Source organism: Pseudomonas sp. UBA6753 (assembly GCF_002453565.1).
Classification (GTDB): Bacteria; Pseudomonadota; Gammaproteobacteria; order Pseudomonadales; family Pseudomonadaceae; genus Aquipseudomonas; species Aquipseudomonas putida_Z.
Genome location: NZ_DKHD01000032.1, coordinates 25,315 through 44,256, shown reverse-complemented (window position 1 = coordinate 44,256; position 18,942 = coordinate 25,315). Strand labels below are relative to the sequence as shown.

Below are 18,942 nucleotides of genomic sequence, written 5' to 3'. Positions count from 1 at the left end.
ATGCCGAATCGACCCGTCCACCAACCGTGAGCACACGCTATGTCGAGCACACTCCCGCGGCGCACGTACCTGTATTTCACCGCGCAATCGATCAACCTGACGACTGCGGTCATGTCCGTGACCATGGCGGCCATTGTCGGGGCGGCGCTGGCGCCTGCCGCCACGTGGTCCACCGTGCCCTATGGTTTCCAGTTCCTCTGCCTGATGCTGGCCACCTATCCAGTCTCCAGGCTGATGAGCCGTATTGGCCGCAAGCGCGCCTTCATGCTGGGCTCGATCCCTTTGGCGGTGTCTGGCATCAGTGGTTACCTGGCGGTGCAGTACCAGCAGTTCCCGATGCTGGTGATCAGCCATTCGGCATTGGGCATCTACATTGCGTTTGCCAACTTCAACCGCTTCGCGGCCACCGACAATCTGGCCCAGAACCTGAAGCCCAAGGCGCTTTCCCTGGTCGTGGCCGGTGGGGTGATCGCCGCCGTGGTCGGGCCGGCGCTCACCGAGTGCCTGAGGGACGTTGGTGGGTATCCGCTGTTTTCGCTGTGCTACGCCGCTTTTGTCGGCCTGGCGGTGATGTCGTTGCTGACAGCGGCCTGCCTGCCCGGCGATACCGGCACCGCCAGTAACGTCCGTGCAGCGAAACCGGCTGGCACGACCGCCGAGCCGCTGAGCCCGGTGGTTGCCGTGGCCATGGCAGTGGCCGCGCTGGGCTATGGGATCATGAATTTGCTGATGATCCAGGCGTCCATGCACATGAAACACATGCATGAGGACTTTTCCGACGTTCGCCTGGCGATTCAATGGCATGTGATTGCCATGTTTGCGCCGTCGTTCTTCACCGGCGCCATCATCCACAAGCTCGGCATCCGGGCCACCATCTGTCTCGGCCTGGGCCTGCTGATCGGTTGCACGGCCATGAACATGTGGTCGCACAGCTACGCGATGATGACCTTGTCACTGATAGCCCTGGGCCTGGGTTGGAACCTGACCTACGTGGGCGGTGGGGCGCTGTTGGCGCAGACGCTGCAAAACAGCCCGGCAGCGATGCGGATGCAGGGGAAGAACGATCTGGCCATCGCGGTGTTCGCGACCATTGGCGCATTCAGCCCGTCGCTGTTGCTGGGCACGGTCGGTTGGGATGGCACCAATGCCATTTGCATGGCCCTGTGCATCGTGCTGCTCATGGCCACCGCAGGGTTGCTGCAGCGCAAGGTTTCAGGGCCTGCCAGGGCCAGCTAGGCCCCGGCTACCCACTGCGCGGCCCGCGGCAGGGACGCGCAAGCGCTGTTCAGGTCAGGCGCCGTGGCACTTCTTGAACTTTTTCTGGCTACCGCACGGGCACGGGTCGTTACGGCCAACGTCCTTCAGGGCGTTGCGTACCGGCTCCTGGTGGCCGTGGTTGCAGTGCGGGCCGTGTACATGGCCATGATCGTGGTGGTGATCATGATCGTGGTTGCAGTCAGGGCCATGAACGTGGGGTTGCTGGGACATTGCAGGGTTACTCCGGTTTGTAATCGCCGGGGATTATCTCACCACTGCGCGACAAGTGCAGGTCCCGATGGATGAGCAACCCGGTCGCCAGCTCGCCCTGCAGGCTGTAGTGCAGCGGTTGTTCGCTTTTCAGCAGCTTGGCCAGTGGTTTCAGGTGCTGCCACAGGTTGGTCCGCGCGGTGATCTTGAAAGTACGCCGGGCATGCCCGCCGACACTGCGCCACACGCTGGTTTCATCCTGCACCAGCAACAGGTCGTTGAGGCGTATGGCGTACGACAGGTTGCGGATGAACAGGCGGCTGTCATTGGGGTTGTCGATTCGCAGATGCAGCACGAACTCCTGCTCCAGCAACCTGGCCTTGACCGTCTCCACTTCGACCAGGTGCACCTCGGGCTCGCGCCAGTCGTCACTGCCCCAGCTGGCGCAGCCCGCCAGCAGTGCCAGGCATGCCATCAGGGTGGCGAGCAGCAGCGGGCGGGTGCGGGCGATCATGTTCAGCTACCCACGTAACTGGCGCAGCATTTCTTGAACTTCTGGCCGCTGGCGCAGGGGCAGGGGTCGTTGCGCCCGGCCTTGAGCCCGACCGTGGGGTCGATGAAGTACCAGCGCCCGGCATGCTGGACGAATGCCGAGCGTTCGCGGTGCTGATGGTCACCCTCCTGGTCGTGCCAGCGTGCAGTGAAGGTGACAAAGCCGTGCTCCGGCTGGCCGCCCAGCACCTCTGCGCTTTCCACCTCCAGGCCCAGCCAGGTGCTCTGGGCGCTCCAGGCGGCCATGGCGGCACGGTCCAGGCCGGCTTGCTGGGCGGGCAGGGTGGTGGCCACCAGATAGTCGACCAGGCCCAGCACGTAAGCGCTGTAGCGTGAGCGCATCAGCGCCTGGGCATCAGGTGCCGGGGTGCCGGCATGGTAATGCCCGCAGCAGGCGTCGAGCAGGTTGCCACTGCCACAAGGGCAGACCGAGACACTCATCATCACCACCAGTACTTGCCGAAGTTTTCAGGGTTGGCCCAGAACTTGGCATTCAGCCAGTCCGGTACCTGCTTGTAGTCATGTAGATCATAGGTGAACAGGCTCAATACCTGCTGGTCACGGCGGAATTTCTCGCTGGCCGACAGGGCCAGGGCAAAGAAATCGGTGTCTTGCCAGCCACAGGCGGCCAGGTCGGCCAGCACCGCGACCCGGCTGGCATTGAGGTTGCGAATGCCGCCGAGCAATTCCAGGCCGGTGCGTTTGGGCAGGTGCTCCAGGCAGTCCACCAGTACCGCCAGGTCAAAGCGCTGGGCTGCCAGTTCGGCCGGCAACGGGCCTGGGGCGGCCGTGGCGATGGTTACCTGTGGGTGCGCCTGGGCGAAGGCGTCCAGCGCCGGGAAGCGCGTGCCCACCAGCAGCAGGCGTTGCGGGGTGAAGCGCTCGAGCAGGGCCGCCAGGGCCTGCTGCGGGGTGCGCTGGGAAAAACCGTCGGTCATTGGCAATCCTCGTTGAAGTCGTCCAAGACTAGCGGGCCGCAGCGTGCGGGCAAAGAGGCATGTGACTGTGTCGTGGCTTATTGGTGGCAGGGATCAGATGCTCGGTCTTTACTCCCTGAAATCGGCCTTATGCCGATTCCCCCTAGGAGAAGCAATGAAATGAGCATAGTACGCACAGCGATACCCCTGGTTCTGCTCACCAGTGTGTTGACTGGTTGTGCAGGTTTGCAAAAGACCGACTGGCCGAAATGTGCCGCCGTCGGGGGTGTAAGCGGCGCTGCCCTGGGCGCCATCGAGAGCTCCAGCTGGGCTGGTTGGGGCGCGTTGCTGGGCGGTGGCCTGGCGGCGGGCTATTGCTGGGCCCATGGCGATGGCGACGAGGATGGCGACGGCGTGCCGGACAGCCGTGACAAGTGCCCAGGCACCCCGCGCGGTGTGCAGGTCGATGCCAACGGCTGCCCGCCAGAGCCGGCCGCGGTGGTCGAGGAAGTGGTGGTGCAGAAGGAAGAAGTCATCGTCATCCGCGATGTGCACTTCGAGTTCGACTCTGCGCGCCTGACCGCCAGCGACAAGGAGCGCCTCAACACCATTGCCACGCGCCTGAAACAGGAAGCGCCGTCCGCCCGCCTGAGCGTCAGCGGCCATACCGACAGCGTCGGCTCCGACAGCTACAACCAGAAACTGTCCGAGCGCCGAGCCCACTCGGTGACCGATTACCTGGTCGAGAGCGGTGTGCCGCGCAGCAGCTTCGTGTCGGTGGTCGGTGCTGGTGAAACCCAGCCGGTGGCAGACAACGCCACGGCCGATGGGCGCGCCATGAACCGCCGTACCGAGATCAAGATCCAGCGGTAGAACGGCGTGCGCCCGTGCCTTGAGCAGTGGCACGGGCGCGCCTTCAACGGCGGTCAGCCGTCCGTGGCCAATGACACAGGAGCATTCAGCATGAGTGTGACGTCGAAGGCGGCGCTGCCGCTGTTGGTGGCTGCCAGCCTGCTCGCGGGCTGCGCCACCCACAGCGATGGCGGCGCGCCGCTCAACCAGAGAACCTGGCCCATCTGCAGCCTGCTCGGCGGCCTGGTCGGTGGTGGCCTGGGCGCCATCGAAAGTTCGAGCTGGGCGGCTGGCGGCGGTGCCCTTGGCGCCATTGCCGGGGGCCTGATCTGTTACGCCCAGGATGGCGACGAAGATGGCGACGGTATTTTCGACCGCCGCGATCTTTGCCCCGATACCCCCGCCAACACTGCGGTCGACCACATGGGTTGCCCGTTGAAGGTGTACCCCGCATCGCCGCCCGCCACTGAACCCTCGCCAGAGGTGATCATCCTGGATGACAACGGCGCGGTGATGTTCGCCTTCGATTCCGCCGAGCTGACCCCGGCGGCCCAGCAGCGCCTGCAAGGCCTGGTGGCGAAGCTCGATTCACCGACAGTGGCGAAAGTAAGCGTGATCGGGCATACCGACAACGTGGGCTCCGACAGCTACAACCAGGCACTTTCCGAACGCCGCGCCAGCAGCGTGGCCGTTTACCTGATCAGCCAGGGGCTGGAGGCGGGCAAGGTCACCAGCCAGGGGCGCGGCGAGAGTGAACCGCTCACCGACAACGAAAGCGAGGAGGGCCGCGCCCGCAACCGACGGGTGGAGCTGCACCTCAACTGAGTGGTGCTGGCGCCTGTCCTGACATTGCAGTTAATGTTGGTCGCACGGCCCGCTCGAACGGGCCGTCTCGACATAACAACAATCCATGGGGGCGGGATATGAAGTTCATCCTGGGCTTGGGCAAGGTCCTGACAGTCGCTTTCTGGGGTGTGGTGTTGTTCAATCAGTTGATGCCACAACCCTTGCCGTTCAACCTGCTGATCAACGCCGCCGGCATCACCTTGCTGGGCCTGCACCTGCTCGAAGTGCTGTTCTTCAATGGCAGCCTGCGCGGGCGCAGCCACCGCTGGTTCGATCGTCTGCAGATCCTGTTGACGGGTATCTTCCATGTCATGTCCATCCCCCGTGTGCAGGAGGCGCCGCGAAATGCGTAATCTGATGTTGCTGGCCATGTTGGCCGTTCCCCTGGCCCAGGCCGAAAGCCTGGAGGTCGCTGCCAATTCCATGCTGCGCCTGCCCGACAAGTCGGCAAGCGTGCACCTGGCACAGTTGCGTGTCGCCGATGCCGCAACCCTGCTGCTGCCTGCCACGCTCGCTGAGTTGAAGGTCGACCAACTGGAGTTGGGGCGCGATGCGCGTATCGCCATTGCACCGTCCGATAGCCCGTTGCTGATCGAGGCGCGCAGCGCGCGGCTGGGTGAGGGTAGCGAATTCAGTGCGCCGGGAGCGGCGGGTACTTACCAGCGGGGAGCCCGGTCGGGCCGCAGCCTGGACCTGAAACTGGCTGAAGTGGATGCCGAGCGCCTGGCCATCGATGCCCGTGGCGGTGCCGGTGCGCCGGGGTACGTGGGGCTCGATGGCGCCAACGGCCAGGCCGGTGGCTGCACCTGGGGCCAGGCCAGCCGCGGTGCCAATGGCGATGACGGCGGCAACGGGCACGATGGTGCGCCGGGTGGGCGCATCCGCTTGAGCGTGCCGCAGGGCTTCCCGCAAGAACGCATCGTGGTGCGCCTGGACGGCGGCGCACCGGGCAAGGCCGGGGCTGCAGGCAAGGCCGGCAAGGGCGGGGCTAGCAAGGGTTGCCTGGTGTACCGCACAGACGCCGGCGCCAACGGCCGGCCGGGGCAGCCGGGCCAGCCTGGGTTGGCCGGCGCTGCAGGTGAGCTGATTCTGCAGCGCTTGTGAAAACCTGTACTGGCCCTATCGCCGGCAAGACATGTGCAGTACCTGTGGGAGCTGGCTTGCCGGCGATAGGGCCGGTGCAGGCAATATCACAGCATCAGCCGCGAACTGGCCACGGCTACCACCGCCAGGCCCAGCAGCAGATTGATTCCCACCATCCGCCGAATCCGCCCCAGCACTGCCGCACCTGCCGGCCAGTCCTCGGCCTGCACTGCGGCCCTCAACTCCGGCAGCAGCAGCGCCTGGATGCGCATGAACAGGGCAAACATGGCGATGCCCCCACCGATCATCACCTGCACATACTTCGGTGCAGTCTCGAAGCCGCTGAAGCGCATGTGCAACATGCCGATACCACTTATCGCCAAAATCGCCACGGCCAGCCAGACCCAACCGAAGAAGCGTCGGAAAACTTCCACCCACAAGCGCAGCCGGGCAGGCCCTTCAAGGGCTGCAACCGTTGCCGGGCGCAGCACCAGCCAGGCGAAGAACATGCCGCCGACCCACACCAGGGCGGCCAGGACATGCAGTGTGTAGGGCAGGGCAAAGGCAAGCATCCGGATCTCCATGCGGCATAAAGGGCAATAGCGGGGTATGATAGCCGCCCCATGCGAAACACTGAAAATATATCCAGCCCGCCGGGCGCCTGCAGACCATGATCAGCAACGAACTCAAAGCCACCATCCAGGGCGCCTATACGCGTTTTCTCGAAGCCAAGAGCCTCAAGCCGCGCTATGGCCAGCGCCTGATGATCGCCGAAGTGGCCAAGGTGCTCGGCGACATCGCCTGCGACGAAGAAGGCCGCCGTGCTGGCGAGCCTGCCGTGGTGGCAGTGGAGGCGGGCACCGGTACCGGCAAGACGGTGGCCTACAGCCTGGCTGCCATTCCGGCCGCCAAGGCCGCCGGCAAGCGCCTGGTGATCGCCACCGCCACCGTGGCGCTGCAGGAGCAGATCGTCTTCAAGGACCTGCCCGACCTCATGCGCAGCAGCGGGCTGAACTTCAGCTTCGCCCTGGCCAAGGGCCGTGGCCGCTATCTGTGCCTGTCCAAGCTCGACATCCTGCTGCAGGAGGGCCACGCCCAATCGGCCACCGCCCAGCTGTTCGAGGAAGAAGGCTTCCACATCGAAGTCGACGAGCGCAGCCAGAAGCTGTTCAACAGCATGATCGAGAAGCTTGCCGGCAACCGCTGGGACGGTGACCGCGACAGCTGGCCCGAAGCCCTGGAAGACCAGGACTGGGCACGCCTGACCACCGACCACAGCCAATGCACCGGCCGTCATTGCCCGAACTTCCAGCAGTGTGTGTTCTACAAGGCCCGCGAAGGCATGGGCAAGGTCGACGTGATCGTCACCAACCACGACATGGTGCTGGCCGACCTAGCCCTGGGCGGCGGCGCGGTATTGCCCGACCCGCGCGACACCATGTACGTGTTCGACGAAGGCCACCACCTGCCGGACAAGGCCATCGGCCATTTCGCCCACTATTCACGCCTGCGCTCCACTGCCGACTGGCTGGAGCAGACCGCCAAGAACCTGACCAAGCTGCTGGCCCAGCACCCGTTGCCTGGTGACCTGGGCAAGTACATCGAGCAGGTGCCGGAGCTTGCGCGGGAAGTGCGCACCCAGCAGCAGTTCATGTTCACCCTGTGCGAGCAGGTTGCCGACTTCCGCCCCAGCGAGGACAACGAAGGCCGTGAGCGCCCGCGTTACCGCTTCGAAGGCGGCGTGGTGCCGGAACAGATTCGCGAAGTGGGCATCGAGCTGAAAAAGGGCTTTGCCCGCCTCAACGACCTGTTCACCCGCCTGGTCGACCTGCTCAAGGAAGGCATGGACGGTGAGGTCAACATCGGCATCGCCAGCCACCAGGCCGAGGAGTGGTACCCGCTGTTCGGTAGCCTGGTCACCCGTGCCCAAGGCAACTGGGAGCTGTGGACGGCCTTTACCGCCGAAGACCCGGAAGACAGCCCGCCCATGGCCCGCTGGCTGACCCTGGCCGAGAGCGGTGCGCTGTTCGATATCGAAGTCAACGCCAGCCCCATCCTGGCCGCCGAAATGCTGCGCCGCAGCCTGTGGAGCGTGGCCCATGGCGCGCTGGTGACCTCGGCGACGCTGACCGCGCTGGGCAAGTTCGACCGCTTCCGCATGCGCTCGGGGTTGCCGCGTGACGCGGTCACCTGCGTGGTGCCCAGCCCGTTCGTGCATGGCGATGCCGGCCTGCTGCGGGTCCCCGACCTCAAGGCCGACCCGCGGGATGCGGCGGCGCATACCGCAGCGATCATCCGCGAACTGCCGAGCATCGTCGAAGATGCCCGCGGCGCGCTGGTGCTGTTCTCCTCGCGCAAGCAGATGCAGGACGTGTTCGATGGCCTGGACCGTGACTGGCGCAAGCTGGTGCTGATCCAGGGCAACCTGTCCAAGCAGGAAACCCTTAACAAGCACAAGGCGCGGGTCGACGATGGCCAGCACAGCGTGCTGTTCGGCCTGGCCAGCTTTGCCGAGGGTGTCGACCTGCCGGGTGCCTACTGCGAGCACGTGGTGATCGCCAAGATTCCCTTTGCCGTGCCCGACGACCCGGTCGAAGCGGCGTTGGCCGAGTGGATCGAAGCTCGCGGCGGCAACCCGTTCATGGAAATTGCCGTGCCCGACGCCTCGCTGCGGCTGATCCAGGCCTGCGGCCGCCTGCTGCGAACCGAACAGGACCGCGGCGTCATCACCTTGCTTGACCGGCGCCTGGTCACCCAGCGCTACGGCAAGGCTATTCTCAATGCGCTGCCGCCGTTCCGGCGGGAGATTTCCTGACCGCCGGAGCACACTTGCTCCGGCGCGTTGTCCATTACTCAGTCGTGGGCCATGAGGGCCCTGAAGGAGAGCCCCAGCCTTATGGTCCGCCGTACCCTGCCCGCCGTTTTCGCCCTGTTGTTCAGCTCGCCCTTGCTGGCTGGGCAGCAGACGCTGTTCAGCTTCGTGCGCCCGGCCTCGGTGGTCAACGTGGCGACCGAGGATGCCGGCATGCCGCAGTACAACGCGGAGCAGACGGCCGAAGGTGAAGTGTTGCGGCGCGTGGTGTTCAACCCGGCCCAGCGGCCGACCCTGCGGCTGAGCCCGCAAAGCGGTGTGTGGGATTGGTCCGGCGGTCAGTTCCTGACCTTGCGCCTGCAAAGCGCGATGGATTGGGCGCTGACCGTGGACGTCGTGGTGCAGGGGAGTGATGGACGCACGTTGACCAGCCGCATCGACCTTCCGGCCGGTCCTGCGCAAACCGTGATGGTACCGCTGACGGCCAGCTCGCCGCTGAGCCAGGGCATGCGCGCCGGCCCACCCATGCCCTGGAACCATGGCGGCCAGCGCCTGCTGCTGACCAGCAGCGCCGGCGCGGTCGACCTCAAGCAGGTGGCGTCGGTCAGCCTGAGTATCCCCAACCCCAAGGTGGCGCAGAACCTGCTGATCGAGCGGGTCGGCATCCAGGATGACGACCAGGCCTACAAGGCGGCCTACCATGAGCTGATCGATGCCTATGGCCAGTCCACCCGCGGCCATTGGCCTGAAAAGGTTGCCAATGACGAGCAGCTCAAGGTGGCCGATGCACGCGAGCAGCAACAGCTCAAAGGCTGGCTGGCAGAGCGTGGCAAGCAGCAGCTGGATGCATACGGTGGCCTGCTGGCCGGGCCGGCGTTCGAGGCCAAAGGCTTCTTCCGCACCGAAAAGCGTGACGGCCGCTGGTACCTGGTAACGCCCGAGGGGCACCCGTTCTATTCCCTGGGGGTGAATGCCGTGGCCGCGGATGGCGGGCGTACCTACGTCGCCGGGCGTGAAGGGATGTTCAAGGCGTTGCCGGGCGAGGGTGATGCACTGGCCGCCTTCTATGGCGATGGCAACAACGACGACGGCAACCCCTCGTCGCAAGGGCGCAACTTCAAACAGGGGCGCTGGTTCGATTTCTATGCCGCCAACCTGCAGCGCACCTATGGCAAACCCTGCCCGCCCGCGGTAGAAGGGCAGTCGGCCAACTGCCCACCATTGGCGCTGGATAGTGCCCGCTGGCAGGCGCATGCGCTCGACCGCCTGCAGGCCTGGGGTTTCAACACGGTCGGCAACTGGAGCGAGCCGGCCCTGGGCCAGGCCAGGCGCATGCCGTACACCTTGCCGCTATCGATCGTGGGGGATTACGCCAGCATCAGCACCGGCATGGACTGGTGGGGTCGCATGCCCGACCCGTTCGACCCGCGTTTTGCCATGGCTACCGAGCGCGCCGTGGCCATTGCCGCCCGCGATCACCGTGACGACCCCTGGCTGATCGGCTATTTCGCCGACAACGAACTGGCCTGGGCCGCTCCCGGTAGCGACCCGAAAGCGCGTTACGGCCTGGCCTACGGTACCTTGCGCCTGACCACCGATGTACCGGCCAAGCGCGCCTTCCTCAAGCAGTTGCGTGACAAGTACCGCAACCAGGAAGGGCTGTCCAAGGCTTGGGGCATCGAGCTGACCGCCTGGGAACTGATGGAGGACCCGGGCTTCGAGGCACCGTTGCCCGACCCGGAGCACCCGGAAATCGAGCGTGATTACCAGCACTTCCAGCAGGTGTTCGCCGAAACCTACTTCAGGACCATTGCCGACTCGTTGAAGTGGCATGCGCCCAATCACCTGCTGCTGGGGGGGCGCTATGCCGTCAGCACGCCGGAGGCGGTCAAGGCCTGCGCGGAGTTCTGCGATGTGCTCAGCTTCAACTTCTATACCCTCAAGCCGCAGGATGGCTACGACTTCGCCCGCCTGGCCGAGCTGGACAAGCCGGTGTTGGTGTCCGAGTTCCAGTTCGGCTCGCGCGATCGCGGGCCGTTCTGGCCGGGGCCGCTGGAAGTGGCGCGGGAAGAAGACCGTGGCCCGGCCTACGGCAACTTCCTCAAGGCGGCCCTGGCGCAGCCGATGATCGTTGGCGCGCACTGGTTCCAGTACCTCGACCAGCCGGCCAGCGGCCGCCTGCTCGATGGCGAGAACGGCCACCTCGGGTTGGTGGCGATCACCGATATGCCATATCCGGGGTTTGTCGATGCCGTGCGCAAGAGCAACTTGCAGGCAATGAGCCAGCTGCGTGCCCAACTGGAAAAGCCGATTCCCTGACTAGTGCAAATGGATGTGGGAGCGGGCGTGCCCGCGAATCAGGCGACCGGGTGGATGGCACCGGCTATGCCGGTGTTCGCGGGCACGCCCGCTCCCACAGTAAGTCCAGCTTGGCTACCGTTCATCGTAACCACCCAGCCCAAGCCAGTTTGCAAAACGCCAAACTACTGAAACAATGCACACCATTTTCGGAATTGGTCGTACGGAGAACAGCGGGTGCAGATCCAGGGTCACTATGAGCTGAAGTTCGAAGCAGTGCGCGAAGCCTTCGCCGCGCTGTTCGATGATCCCCAGGAGCGTGGCGCCGCGCTGTGCATCCAGGTTGGTGGCGAAACCGTGGTCGACCTGTGGGCCGGCAGTGCCGACAAGGACGGCCAGCAGGCCTGGCACAGCGATACCATCGCCAACCTGTTCTCCTGCACCAAGACCTTCACCGCTGTCACCGCCCTGCAACTGGTCGGCGAGGGCAAGCTGACGCTCGATGCGCCGGTGGCCAACTACTGGCCCGAGTTCGCCCAGGCAGGCAAACAGGCTATCACCCTGCGCCAGTTGCTCAGCCACCGTGCCGGCTTGCCGGCCATCCGTGAGCTGCTGCCGGCCGAAGCGCTGTATGACTGGCAGGCCATGGTCGATGCGCTGGCTGCCGAAACGCCCTGGTGGACACCCGGCACCGAGCACGGCTATGCCGCCATTACCTACGGCTGGCTGATCGGCGAGCTGATCCGGCGTGCCGACGGCCGTGGCCCCGGCGACTCGATCGTGGCCCGTACCGCTCGGCCGTTGGGGCTGGATTTTCATGTCGGCCTGGCGGACGATGAGTTTTATCGCGTGGCGCACATCGCCCGTGGCAAGGGCAACGCCGGGGACGCTGCGGCGCAGCGCCTGCTGCAGGTGACCATGCGCGAGCCCGAGGCCCTGTCGACCCGTGCCTTCACCAACCCGCCGGCGATCCTGACCAGTACCAACAAGCCGGAGTGGCGGCGCATGCAGCAGCCAGCGGCCAATGGCCATGGCAATGCACGCAGCCTGGCGGGCTTCTATGCCGGGTTGCTGGACGGCAGCCTGCTCGAATCCGAACTGCTCGACGAACTGACCCGTGAGCACAGCCTCGGGCAGGATCGCACCCTGCTCACCCAGACCCGTTTTGGCCTGGGCTGCATGCTCGACCAGCCCGACGTGGCCAATGCCACCTTCGGCCTCGGGGCCCGCGCCTTCGGCCACCCAGGTGCCGGTGGCTCGGTCGGTTTCGCTGACCCGGAACACGATGTGGCCTTCGGTTTCGTGGTCAATACCCTCGGCCCTTATGTGCTCATGGACCCGCGAGCCCAGAAACTGGTACGCGTCCTTGCCAGTTGCCTTTGATCGGGTAATGCGGGTGTTGGCCCACCCCTTTGACTATCCTCAATGCCAACGCCTGAAAGGCGTAGGCAAAATTCCTTTCTATTTCATGGTGTATCGCTGATGTCTTCACACAAAACCTTAGCACTCGCCCTGTGCCTGACCGCCGTTACCGGCTGCGCCAGCCACTCCCAGGACGGCTCGAAGGACAGCGCCTCGAGCTGGTGGCCCTTCGGTTCGGACAAGGTTGCCGAGCAGGAAGTGAAGCAAGCCGTCACGGAAAACGTGGCCAAGGCCGACGCCAAGTCCGACAACGCCAGCCGTTGGTGGTGGCCGTTCGGCGGTGAAGAGAAGCAGGCAAAGGGGCCGGTGGTACCGAAGATCGACCAGAAGGCCACCCAGGCCTGGCTGGACGAGTACGAGCCCAAGCTGCGTGAGGCGATCAAGGGCAGCAAGCTGGAACTGGAACGCCGTGACAACGTGCTGGCCGTAACCATCCCGGTGGACAGCTCGTACAACCCTGATCGTCCGAACATGCTGCTGCCGATGACCCTGGGCCCGATCACTCGTGTGGCCAAGACTGTCGAGGGCGATGCCAAGACCGCCGTGCTGGTGCTCGGCCATGCCGACAGCAGCGGTGTCGCTGCCGCCAACCAGAAGCTCAGCCTGGAGCGCGCCGCTTCGGTGTCGGCCATTTTCCGCCTCAGCGGCCTGCAGCGTGATCGCCTGAACCTCAAGGGCATGGGCTCGGAAATGCCGCGCGCCGCCAACGACAGCGCCGAGGGCCGTGCCCTGAACCGCCGTGTGGAAATGCTGCTGACCCCGCAGAACACCATGGTCGCCCTGCTGGCCAAGTATCAGCAAGCCGCCCCGGCGCGGGCCCCGATGGTGGCGGTGCAGGACGTCAAGGCGCCTGCCGCCAAGGCTGCCGACAGCAAGCCGACCACCAAGGCTGCGGCGAAGAAGCCTGTGACCAAAGCCAAGGCCAAGGCGCCAGCCAAGACCACGGCCAAGAAAAAAGCCGCGCCGGCCAAGCCCGTCGCCAAGAAAGCTACCACTGACAAGAAAGTAGCTGCCAACAGCCCTGCGAAGACCAACTGATCGTCAAGGAACGCAGCAATGACCCAATCCCTGGCCGATATGCGCCGCGACTACACCCGTGATGGCCTGGCCGAAGCCCAGGCCCCGGGGGAGCCATTCGCCCTGTTCCACCAGTGGTTCGCCGATGCGGTGAAAACCGAGCAGGTACCGGTGGAAGCCAACGCCATGACCTTGGCCACTGTCGATGGTGAAGGCCGCCCTCACTGCCGTATCTTGCTGCTGAAGGGGCTCGATGAGCGTGGTTTCACCTTCTTCACCAACTACGATAGTGCCAAGGGCCAGCAACTGCTGGTCAACCCTTTCGCCGCCATGACCTTCTTCTGGCCGGCACTGGAGCGCCAGGTGCGCATCGAAGGGCGGGTGGAAAAGGTCACGCCCCAGGAGTCGGACGCCTACTACCAGGTACGCCCGCTGGGCAGCCGCCTGGGGGCCTGGGCTTCGCCGCAGAGCCGGGTGATTGCCGGCCGTGAGGAGCTGGAGGGGCTGGTCAAGGCCACCGAGGCGCGCTTTTCCGACACCCAGCCGCATTGCCCGGAACATTGGGGTGGGTATCGTTTGCTGCCTGAACGCATCGAGTTCTGGCAGGGGCGGGCCAGCCGCCTGCATGACCGACTGAACTACCGGCTGGTGGATGGGCAGTGGCTGCGGGAGCGGTTGGCGCCCTGAGATTCCGGGGGCTGCTGCGCAGCCCATCGCGACGCAAGGCCGCTCCCACAGGTACAGCGCAGACCCAATCTGTGGGAGCGGCCTTGTGTCGCGAAAGGGCCGCAAAGCGGCCCCAGCAATCTCCAAGGCTACCCCGGATACCCCGCAGCCTCCCGCTCCAACCACCCCGCCAACTGCTTGCGCCCCACCTTCTCCACCCGCGCCTGCTCCAGCCTTTGCAGCATATACGTGCGTTTTGCAGGGTCCGCCCCAGCCAGCGACAACGCCAGGTCACGGTCCATCCAGCGGCGCATGCGCACATACAGCCACCAGTGGAAGTACAACCCCGCAACGGTGGTGACCACGACGATGAAGTAATCCATGGCTATCCTTGGTCTCACTTGAAAGGCCTCGACACAGCCACGCAGGCTGTCCCTTGGCTGAATGAAAACAATTTTATTACGTTTGTACCGTGACAGCCGTCAACGTGCAGCGTCTAATGAGCACCTGACTTATGGAGACTTTACCCATGCGTAAATCCGCTTTGCTGGTGGCGACCTTTACCACCATGTCGTTGTTGCTGGGTGGCTGTGCCTCGAGCCTGACCGGTGACAGCTACTCCCGTGATGAGGCCCGCCGCGTGCAAACCGTGCGCATGGGCACCATCGAGTCCCTGCGCCCGGTCAAGATCGAAGGCACCAAGACCCCGATCGGCGGTGGTGCTGGCGCCATCGTCGGTGGCGTGGCCGGCAGCGCCGTGGGTGGTGGCCGTGGCAGTATCGTCGCTGCCGTGATCGGTGCCGTTGCCGGTGGCCTGGCCGGTTCCGCCGCCGAAGAAGGGCTGACTCGTACCCAAGGTGTCGAAATCACCGTGCGTGAGGATGATGGCAGCATGCGTGCCTATGTGCAGGCCGTGCAGCAGAACGAGATCTTCCGCGTTGGCGACCGCGTGCGCATCATGACTGTCGATGGCACCAGCCGCGTCACGCACTGACCGTTGCCCAACAAGACAAAACCCCGACATGGCGCTCGCCAGTCGGGGTTTTTTCATGCTGCGGCCAGGTCAGCCGACGTTGGGCTTGCGGCTGGCCATGGCGGTTATCGCATAGCCGATCACGGCGGCGAAGAACGAGCCGGTGAGAATACCCATGCGGTCCATTCCGGCGTAATCACTGCTGCCAGGCACAAAGGCGAGCGAGCCAACGAACAGGCTCATGGTGAAGCCGATACCGCAAAGTATCGCCACACCCAGCAATTGCCCCCAACTGGCGCCTGCAGGCAGCGCGGCCAGGCGCAGCTTGACCGCGACCCAGGTCAGGCCGAAGACACCCACGGTCTTGCCCAGCAGCAGCCCTACGGCGATGCCCAGTGGCACCGGGTGGGTGAAGCTTTCTACGGTCATGCCTGCCAGGGATACACCGGCATTGGCGAAAGCGAACAGCGGCAGGATGGCGTAGGCGACCCAAGGATGCAGGGCGTGCTCCAGGGCGAGCAGTGGCGAGCGTTCGGCATGGCGCGTGCGCAGCGGGATGCACAGGGCCAGGGCAACCCCGGCCAAGGTGGCATGCACACCGCTCTTGAGCACGCAGACCCACAGGATCAGGCCAACGACCATGTACGGCCCAAGCTTGACCACGCCAAGCCGGTTCATGGCCACCAGCACTACCAGGCAGGCGGCGGCCAGCAGCAGCGACACGCTCGACAGGGTACCCGAGTAGAACAGGGCAATGACGATGATCGCACCCAGGTCGTCGATGATCGCCAGGGTCATCAGGAACAGTTTCAGCGACACCGGCACGCGCTTGCCCAGCAAGGCCAGTACGCCGAGGGCGAAGGCGATGTCGGTGGCGGTGGGGATCGCCCAGCCGGCCACGGCCGCCGGGTTGTCACGGTTGATGAACCAGTAGATCAGTGCCGGTATCACCATGCCGCCCACGGCGGCGGTGGCTGGCAGGATTACCTGGGAGGGCTTGGACAGGTGGCCGTCGACCACCTCGCGCTTGACCTCCAGGCCGATGAGCAGGAAGAACAGGGCCATCAGGCCGTCGTTGATCCACAGCAGCAGCGGTTTGGCGATGTGCAGCGCGCCGACCTGGACGGCGACGGGGACGTCGAGCAGGCCGCTGTACAGGTAGGACAATGGCGAGTTGTTGATGACCAGGGCCAGGATGGCCGCAGCGATCAGCAGCAGGCCGCTGGCGGCTTCGAGCTGGAAGAAGCGGGTGAACAGGCTACGCACGGGCTATAGGCTCTCCATGAGCAGTTGACGATGGAACGGGCGTACACCCTAGCCTGTGACGATATGCTTTCAAACAAAAACTATATTCGTTTTTGTTATATGTTGTTACTGGCTGGGCTGAGGGAAGCCTAGATGCAGATGGGGAAGGAAGGGGGAGGAAGAATCTGATATTTGGGTTGGATAATTCTGATTCCTGTCAGGGCCTATTCGCGGGCTCGCCCGCTCCCACAGGTATCGCGGGCGCTGCACCTGTGGGAGCGGGCGAGCCCGCGAAAGGGCCCTGGCAGGCAATAAAGGCTCAGAGACCGAGCAGATCCCGCGCCACCGCCTCGGCGATACGAATGCCATCGACACCCGCCGACAGGATCCCGCCCGCATACCCAGCCCCTTCACCCGCCGGGAACAGCCCCTTCAGGTTCAGGCTCTGGAAGTCCTCACCGCGGGTAATGCGCAGCGGTGACGAGGTGCGGGTCTCGATCCCGGTCAGCACCGCATCATGCAGGTTGTAGCCCTTGATCTGCCGGTCGAACGCCGGCAGTGCCTCGCGAATGGCCTCGATGGCGAAGTCCGGCAGGCTCGGCGCCAGGTCGCCCAGGGTCACGCCCGGTTTGTAGGACGGCTCGACACTGCCCAGCGCAGTCGACGGCCGGCCGGCGACGAAGTCACCCACCAGCTGCGCCGGGGCCTGGTAGTTGCTGCCGCCCATCACATAGGCGTGGGCTTCCAGGCGCTCCTGCAGCTCGATGCCGGCCAGCGGGCCGCCCGGGTAATCGCGTTCGGGGTCGATGCCGACGACGATGCCGGAGTTGGCGTTGCGCTCGTTACGCGAGTACTGGCTCATGCCGTTGGTAACCACCCGGCCTGGCTCGCTGGTGGCGGCGACCACGGTGCCGCCCGGGCACATGCAGAAGCTGTACACCGAACGGCCGTTCTTGGCGTGGTACACCAGCTTGTAGTCGGCGGCACCAAGTTTCGGGTGACCGGCGTACTTGCCCAGGCGCGCCTTGTCGATCAGCGTTTGCGGGTGTTCGATGCGGAAGCCCACCGAGAACGGCTTGGCTTCCATGTACACGCCCTTGGCATGCAGCATGCGGAAGGTGTCGCGGGCACTGTGGCCCAGGGCCAGCACCACATGGCGCGAGTGCAGCTGTTCGCCGCTCTCCAGCACCACGCCGGTCAGCTGCCCATCCTCGATCAGCAGGTCGGTGACCTTCTGCTGGAAGCGCACTTCGGCGCCGAGGGCGATCATGTCCTGACGCATCTGCTCGACCATGCCGGTGAGGCGGAAGGTACCGATGTGCGGCTTGTTGATGTACAGGATCTCGTCCGGCGCACCGGCCTTGACGAACTCTTCCAGCACTTTGCGGCCGTGGTGCTGCGGGTCCTTGATCTGGCTGTACAGCTTGCCGTCGGAGAAGGTACCGGCGCCGCCTTCGCCGAACTGCACGTTGGACTCGGGGTTGAGCACGCTCTTGCGCCACAGGCCCCAGGTGTCCTTGGTGCGCTGGCGCACTTCCTTGCCGCGCTCGAGGATGATCGGCTTGAAGCCCATCTGTGCCAGCAACAGGCCGGCGAAGATGCCGCACGGGCCGAAGCCGACCACGATCGGGCGCTCCTGCAGATCGGCAGGGGCCTGGCCGACGAACTTGTAGGTCACGTCTGGCGCCGGGCCGATGTTGCGATCGTCGGCGAACTTGCTGAGCAGTTCGGCTTCGTTGCTGGCTTCCAGGTCGATGGTGTAGATGAACAGCAGTTCGCTGTTCTTCTTGCGCGCATCGTAGCTGCGCTTGAACAGGTTGAAGCTGAGCAGTTGCTCGTCGCGGATGCCCAGGCGCTGGACGATGGCTTCACGCAGGGCTTCGTCGGGATGGTCCAGGGGCAGCTTCAGTTCGGTGATTCGTAGCATGGCAGGGTCCAGTATCCCGGCCATGGGCGGCCGGCGGCTTTACACAAACCGCCAAGTATAAGCTGTTCGCCGCCCCGACTGGCAGGATAAAAGCGCCCGGCGATCAGTTGTCGCGCGCACCGCCGTAGTAACCGCAGCCCTGCAGGGTCTTGCCGTCGATGCGCAGTTCGGCGCGCAGGTGGTGGATGGCACCGGTGGCGGTGTCTACGCAGCGTTGTGGCGCGACCCACAGCTCCACGTGCTGGCCGTTGGCTTCGCTGGTCAGGGTCAGGCCGCCGCCGGGCACTTCTTCTTCCAGGAAGGGCAGGGGCAGGGGTTCCTGGCCGACGCGGTTGAGCACCATGCCTTTGCCGCTGGCCTTGATGTCCCATTCCGGTTCGTGGCCGTTGGCGCGCAGGGTCAGCTGCTTGAAGTTGGGGTCTTCACAAGCGCGGGTGGAAGGTTCCAGGCGGTACAGGCGACGAACCTCCAGTTGGCCGTCGTTGTTGGCCTGCCTGCTGCCGGTGAGGCGGCCACGGACGTCGGCGAACAGCTTGTCGTTGGCGTCCTTGGCGAGGTTGGCGGCTTCCTGCAGGATGCCGGTGGCGGCGACGTCGTTGATCACGAAAGTGCGGTTTTCGCTGCACGGCTTGAAAAGCAGCTGGCCTCCGGCAGCACGCAACTCGCCCTGCATGCGCGTGGTGCCGATGTTCGGGTCGCTGGGGGCGTCAGCCATGAGCTGGCAGCCGGCGAACAGGGGCAGCAGGGCGGTGAGCAGCAGGGTGGGGGTGAGGCGCATGGGGCGGGCTCCGGGGGTCTTTGCCGTGAAAGCAGGCCACGTTACTCAGGCTGGCGCTGGATCACAAGTTAATGGTTGCCTGTGCTG

At 64.9% G+C, this 18,942-nt stretch carries 20 protein-coding genes; 11 read left to right on the top strand and 9 right to left on the bottom strand.

Translation table 11 applies throughout. The features are described 5' to 3' along the window. Positions 1–39: 39 nt before the first annotated feature. Positions 40–1,236, top strand: a complete 1,197-nt coding sequence (locus B2790_RS11920) for an MFS transporter (RefSeq protein ID WP_286918902.1) — start codon at positions 40–42, stop codon at positions 1,234–1,236. 54 nt (positions 1,237–1,290) lie between these two features. Here B2790_RS11920 and B2790_RS11915 read toward each other — a convergent pair whose 3' ends face one another. The 4 genes from B2790_RS11915 to B2790_RS11900 are packed head-to-tail and all read right to left on the bottom strand — an operon-like array spanning position 1,291 to position 2,957. Then, the gene (locus B2790_RS11915) at positions 1,291–1,488 is read right to left on the bottom strand and encodes an SEC-C metal-binding domain-containing protein (protein ID WP_003258907.1); all 198 of its coding nucleotides are present in this window, start codon (positions 1,486–1,488) and stop codon (positions 1,291–1,293) included. Between the two features lie 7 nt (positions 1,489–1,495). After that, complete coding sequence (locus B2790_RS11910; RefSeq protein ID WP_075046129.1) at positions 1,496–1,981, bottom strand: LEA type 2 family protein; 486 nt, start codon at positions 1,979–1,981, stop codon at positions 1,496–1,498. 2 nt (positions 1,982–1,983) lie between these two features. Further along, positions 1,984–2,460: a YchJ family protein gene (locus B2790_RS11905; protein WP_015271542.1), complete on the bottom strand. Its 477-nt coding sequence runs from the start codon at positions 2,458–2,460 to the stop codon at positions 1,984–1,986. A gap of 2 nt (positions 2,461–2,462) precedes the next feature. Beyond that, entirely contained in the window at positions 2,463–2,957 is a 495-nt protein-coding gene (locus tag B2790_RS11900; protein ID WP_025340372.1) for a DUF6231 family protein, read from the bottom strand. Positions 2,958–3,116: 159 nt separating this feature from the next. Here B2790_RS11900 and B2790_RS11895 point away from each other — a divergent pair, with 159 nt between their 5' ends. The 4 genes from B2790_RS11895 to B2790_RS11880 all read left to right on the top strand — a co-directional run bounded on the left by B2790_RS11895 (position 3,117) and on the right by B2790_RS11880 (position 5,738). Continuing rightward, the gene (locus B2790_RS11895) at positions 3,117–3,809 is read left to right on the top strand and encodes an OmpA family protein (protein WP_025340371.1); all 693 of its coding nucleotides are present in this window, start codon (positions 3,117–3,119) and stop codon (positions 3,807–3,809) included. A gap of 90 nt (positions 3,810–3,899) precedes the next feature. Next, complete coding sequence (locus B2790_RS11890) at positions 3,900–4,613, top strand: OmpA family protein (RefSeq protein WP_286918901.1); 714 nt, start codon at positions 3,900–3,902, stop codon at positions 4,611–4,613. 98 nt (positions 4,614–4,711) lie between these two features. Further along, entirely contained in the window at positions 4,712–4,987 is a 276-nt protein-coding gene (locus B2790_RS11885; protein WP_025340369.1) for a DUF1145 domain-containing protein, read from the top strand. Further along, positions 4,980–5,738, top strand: a complete 759-nt coding sequence (locus B2790_RS11880; RefSeq protein WP_075046127.1) for a collagen-like triple helix repeat-containing protein — start codon at positions 4,980–4,982, stop codon at positions 5,736–5,738. Before B2790_RS11885 ends, B2790_RS11880 begins: the two co-directional genes overlap by 8 nt. 86 nt (positions 5,739–5,824) lie before the next feature. Here the strand turns inward: B2790_RS11880 and B2790_RS11875 are convergent, their stop codons facing one another. Continuing rightward, complete coding sequence (locus B2790_RS11875) at positions 5,825–6,289, bottom strand: CopD family protein (RefSeq protein ID WP_003258897.1); 465 nt, start codon at positions 6,287–6,289, stop codon at positions 5,825–5,827. A 98-nt stretch (positions 6,290–6,387) separates the two neighbouring features. Here B2790_RS11875 and dinG point away from each other — a divergent pair, with 98 nt between their 5' ends. From dinG to pdxH, 5 genes are all read left to right on the top strand, one after another. Then, positions 6,388–8,532, top strand: a complete 2,145-nt coding sequence (dinG, locus tag B2790_RS11870) for an ATP-dependent DNA helicase DinG (RefSeq protein WP_286918900.1) — start codon at positions 6,388–6,390, stop codon at positions 8,530–8,532. 81 nt (positions 8,533–8,613) lie between these two features. Continuing rightward, the gene (locus B2790_RS11865; RefSeq protein WP_286918899.1) at positions 8,614–10,848 is read left to right on the top strand and encodes a beta-galactosidase; all 2,235 of its coding nucleotides are present in this window, start codon (positions 8,614–8,616) and stop codon (positions 10,846–10,848) included. Positions 10,849–11,064: 216 nt separating this feature from the next. Beyond that, the gene (locus tag B2790_RS11860; protein WP_286918898.1) at positions 11,065–12,210 is read left to right on the top strand and encodes a serine hydrolase domain-containing protein; all 1,146 of its coding nucleotides are present in this window, start codon (positions 11,065–11,067) and stop codon (positions 12,208–12,210) included. A gap of 99 nt (positions 12,211–12,309) precedes the next feature. Further along, on the top strand, positions 12,310–13,287 hold the full coding sequence (locus B2790_RS11855) for an OmpA family protein (RefSeq protein ID WP_286918897.1): 978 nt from the start codon (positions 12,310–12,312) through the stop codon (positions 13,285–13,287). 18 nt (positions 13,288–13,305) lie between these two features. Further along, entirely contained in the window at positions 13,306–13,953 is a 648-nt protein-coding gene (gene pdxH / locus B2790_RS11850; RefSeq protein WP_286918896.1) for a pyridoxamine 5'-phosphate oxidase, read from the top strand. Positions 13,954–14,081: 128 nt separating this feature from the next. Here the strand turns inward: pdxH and B2790_RS11845 are convergent, their stop codons facing one another. Beyond that, entirely contained in the window at positions 14,082–14,315 is a 234-nt protein-coding gene (locus B2790_RS11845) for a hypothetical protein (protein ID WP_025340363.1), read from the bottom strand. Between the two features lie 146 nt (positions 14,316–14,461). Here B2790_RS11845 and B2790_RS11840 point away from each other — a divergent pair, with 146 nt between their 5' ends. Next, a complete protein-coding gene (locus tag B2790_RS11840) occupies positions 14,462–14,926 on the top strand; it encodes a glycine zipper 2TM domain-containing protein (protein WP_013973925.1) in 465 nt (154 codons plus the stop codon). Positions 14,927–14,995: 69 nt separating this feature from the next. Here B2790_RS11840 and nhaA read toward each other — a convergent pair whose 3' ends face one another. The 3 genes from nhaA to B2790_RS11825 all read right to left on the bottom strand — a co-directional run bounded on the left by nhaA (position 14,996) and on the right by B2790_RS11825 (position 18,855). Then, positions 14,996–16,171: a Na+/H+ antiporter NhaA gene (nhaA, locus tag B2790_RS11835; protein WP_085590187.1), complete on the bottom strand. Its 1,176-nt coding sequence runs from the start codon at positions 16,169–16,171 to the stop codon at positions 14,996–14,998. 298 nt (positions 16,172–16,469) lie between these two features. Then, entirely contained in the window at positions 16,470–18,077 is a 1,608-nt protein-coding gene (locus tag B2790_RS11830; RefSeq protein WP_286918895.1) for an NAD(P)/FAD-dependent oxidoreductase, read from the bottom strand. Between the two features lie 103 nt (positions 18,078–18,180). Next, positions 18,181–18,855, bottom strand: coding sequence for a COG3650 family protein (locus tag B2790_RS11825; RefSeq protein ID WP_025340360.1), 675 nt, complete (start codon positions 18,853–18,855; stop codon positions 18,181–18,183). Positions 18,856–18,942: the final 87 nt, after the last annotated feature.

Excerpts from the sequence above, each read along its gene's own strand:
- B2790_RS11920 (WP_286918902.1), top strand. The coding sequence starts at position 40 with ATGTCGAGCACACTCCCGCGGCGCACGTACCTGTATTTCACCGCGCAA.
- B2790_RS11910 (WP_075046129.1), bottom strand. The coding sequence starts at position 1,981 with ATGATCGCCCGCACCCGCCCGCTGCTGCTCGCCACCCTGATGGCATGC.
- B2790_RS11840 (WP_013973925.1), top strand. The coding sequence starts at position 14,462 with ATGCGTAAATCCGCTTTGCTGGTGGCGACCTTTACCACCATGTCGTTG.
- B2790_RS11855 (WP_286918897.1), top strand. The coding sequence starts at position 12,310 with ATGTCTTCACACAAAACCTTAGCACTCGCCCTGTGCCTGACCGCCGTT.
- B2790_RS11885 (WP_025340369.1), top strand. The coding sequence starts at position 4,712 with ATGAAGTTCATCCTGGGCTTGGGCAAGGTCCTGACAGTCGCTTTCTGG.
- B2790_RS11875 (WP_003258897.1), bottom strand. The coding sequence starts at position 6,289 with ATGCTTGCCTTTGCCCTGCCCTACACACTGCATGTCCTGGCCGCCCTG.
- B2790_RS11865 (WP_286918899.1), top strand. The coding sequence starts at position 8,614 with ATGGTCCGCCGTACCCTGCCCGCCGTTTTCGCCCTGTTGTTCAGCTCG.
- B2790_RS11825 (WP_025340360.1), bottom strand. The coding sequence starts at position 18,855 with ATGCGCCTCACCCCCACCCTGCTGCTCACCGCCCTGCTGCCCCTGTTC.
- B2790_RS11895 (WP_025340371.1), top strand. The coding sequence starts at position 3,117 with ATGAGCATAGTACGCACAGCGATACCCCTGGTTCTGCTCACCAGTGTG.
- dinG (WP_286918900.1), top strand. The coding sequence starts at position 6,388 with ATGATCAGCAACGAACTCAAAGCCACCATCCAGGGCGCCTATACGCGT.
- B2790_RS11880 (WP_075046127.1), top strand. The coding sequence starts at position 4,980 with ATGCGTAATCTGATGTTGCTGGCCATGTTGGCCGTTCCCCTGGCCCAG.
- B2790_RS11905 (WP_015271542.1), bottom strand. The coding sequence starts at position 2,460 with ATGAGTGTCTCGGTCTGCCCTTGTGGCAGTGGCAACCTGCTCGACGCC.
- B2790_RS11900 (WP_025340372.1), bottom strand. The coding sequence starts at position 2,957 with ATGACCGACGGTTTTTCCCAGCGCACCCCGCAGCAGGCCCTGGCGGCC.
- pdxH (WP_286918896.1), top strand. The coding sequence starts at position 13,306 with ATGACCCAATCCCTGGCCGATATGCGCCGCGACTACACCCGTGATGGC.
- B2790_RS11915 (WP_003258907.1), bottom strand. The coding sequence starts at position 1,488 with ATGTCCCAGCAACCCCACGTTCATGGCCCTGACTGCAACCACGATCAT.
- B2790_RS11890 (WP_286918901.1), top strand. The coding sequence starts at position 3,900 with ATGAGTGTGACGTCGAAGGCGGCGCTGCCGCTGTTGGTGGCTGCCAGC.
- B2790_RS11845 (WP_025340363.1), bottom strand. The coding sequence starts at position 14,315 with ATGGATTACTTCATCGTCGTGGTCACCACCGTTGCGGGGTTGTACTTC.
- B2790_RS11830 (WP_286918895.1), bottom strand. The coding sequence starts at position 18,077 with ATGCTACGAATCACCGAACTGAAGCTGCCCCTGGACCATCCCGACGAA.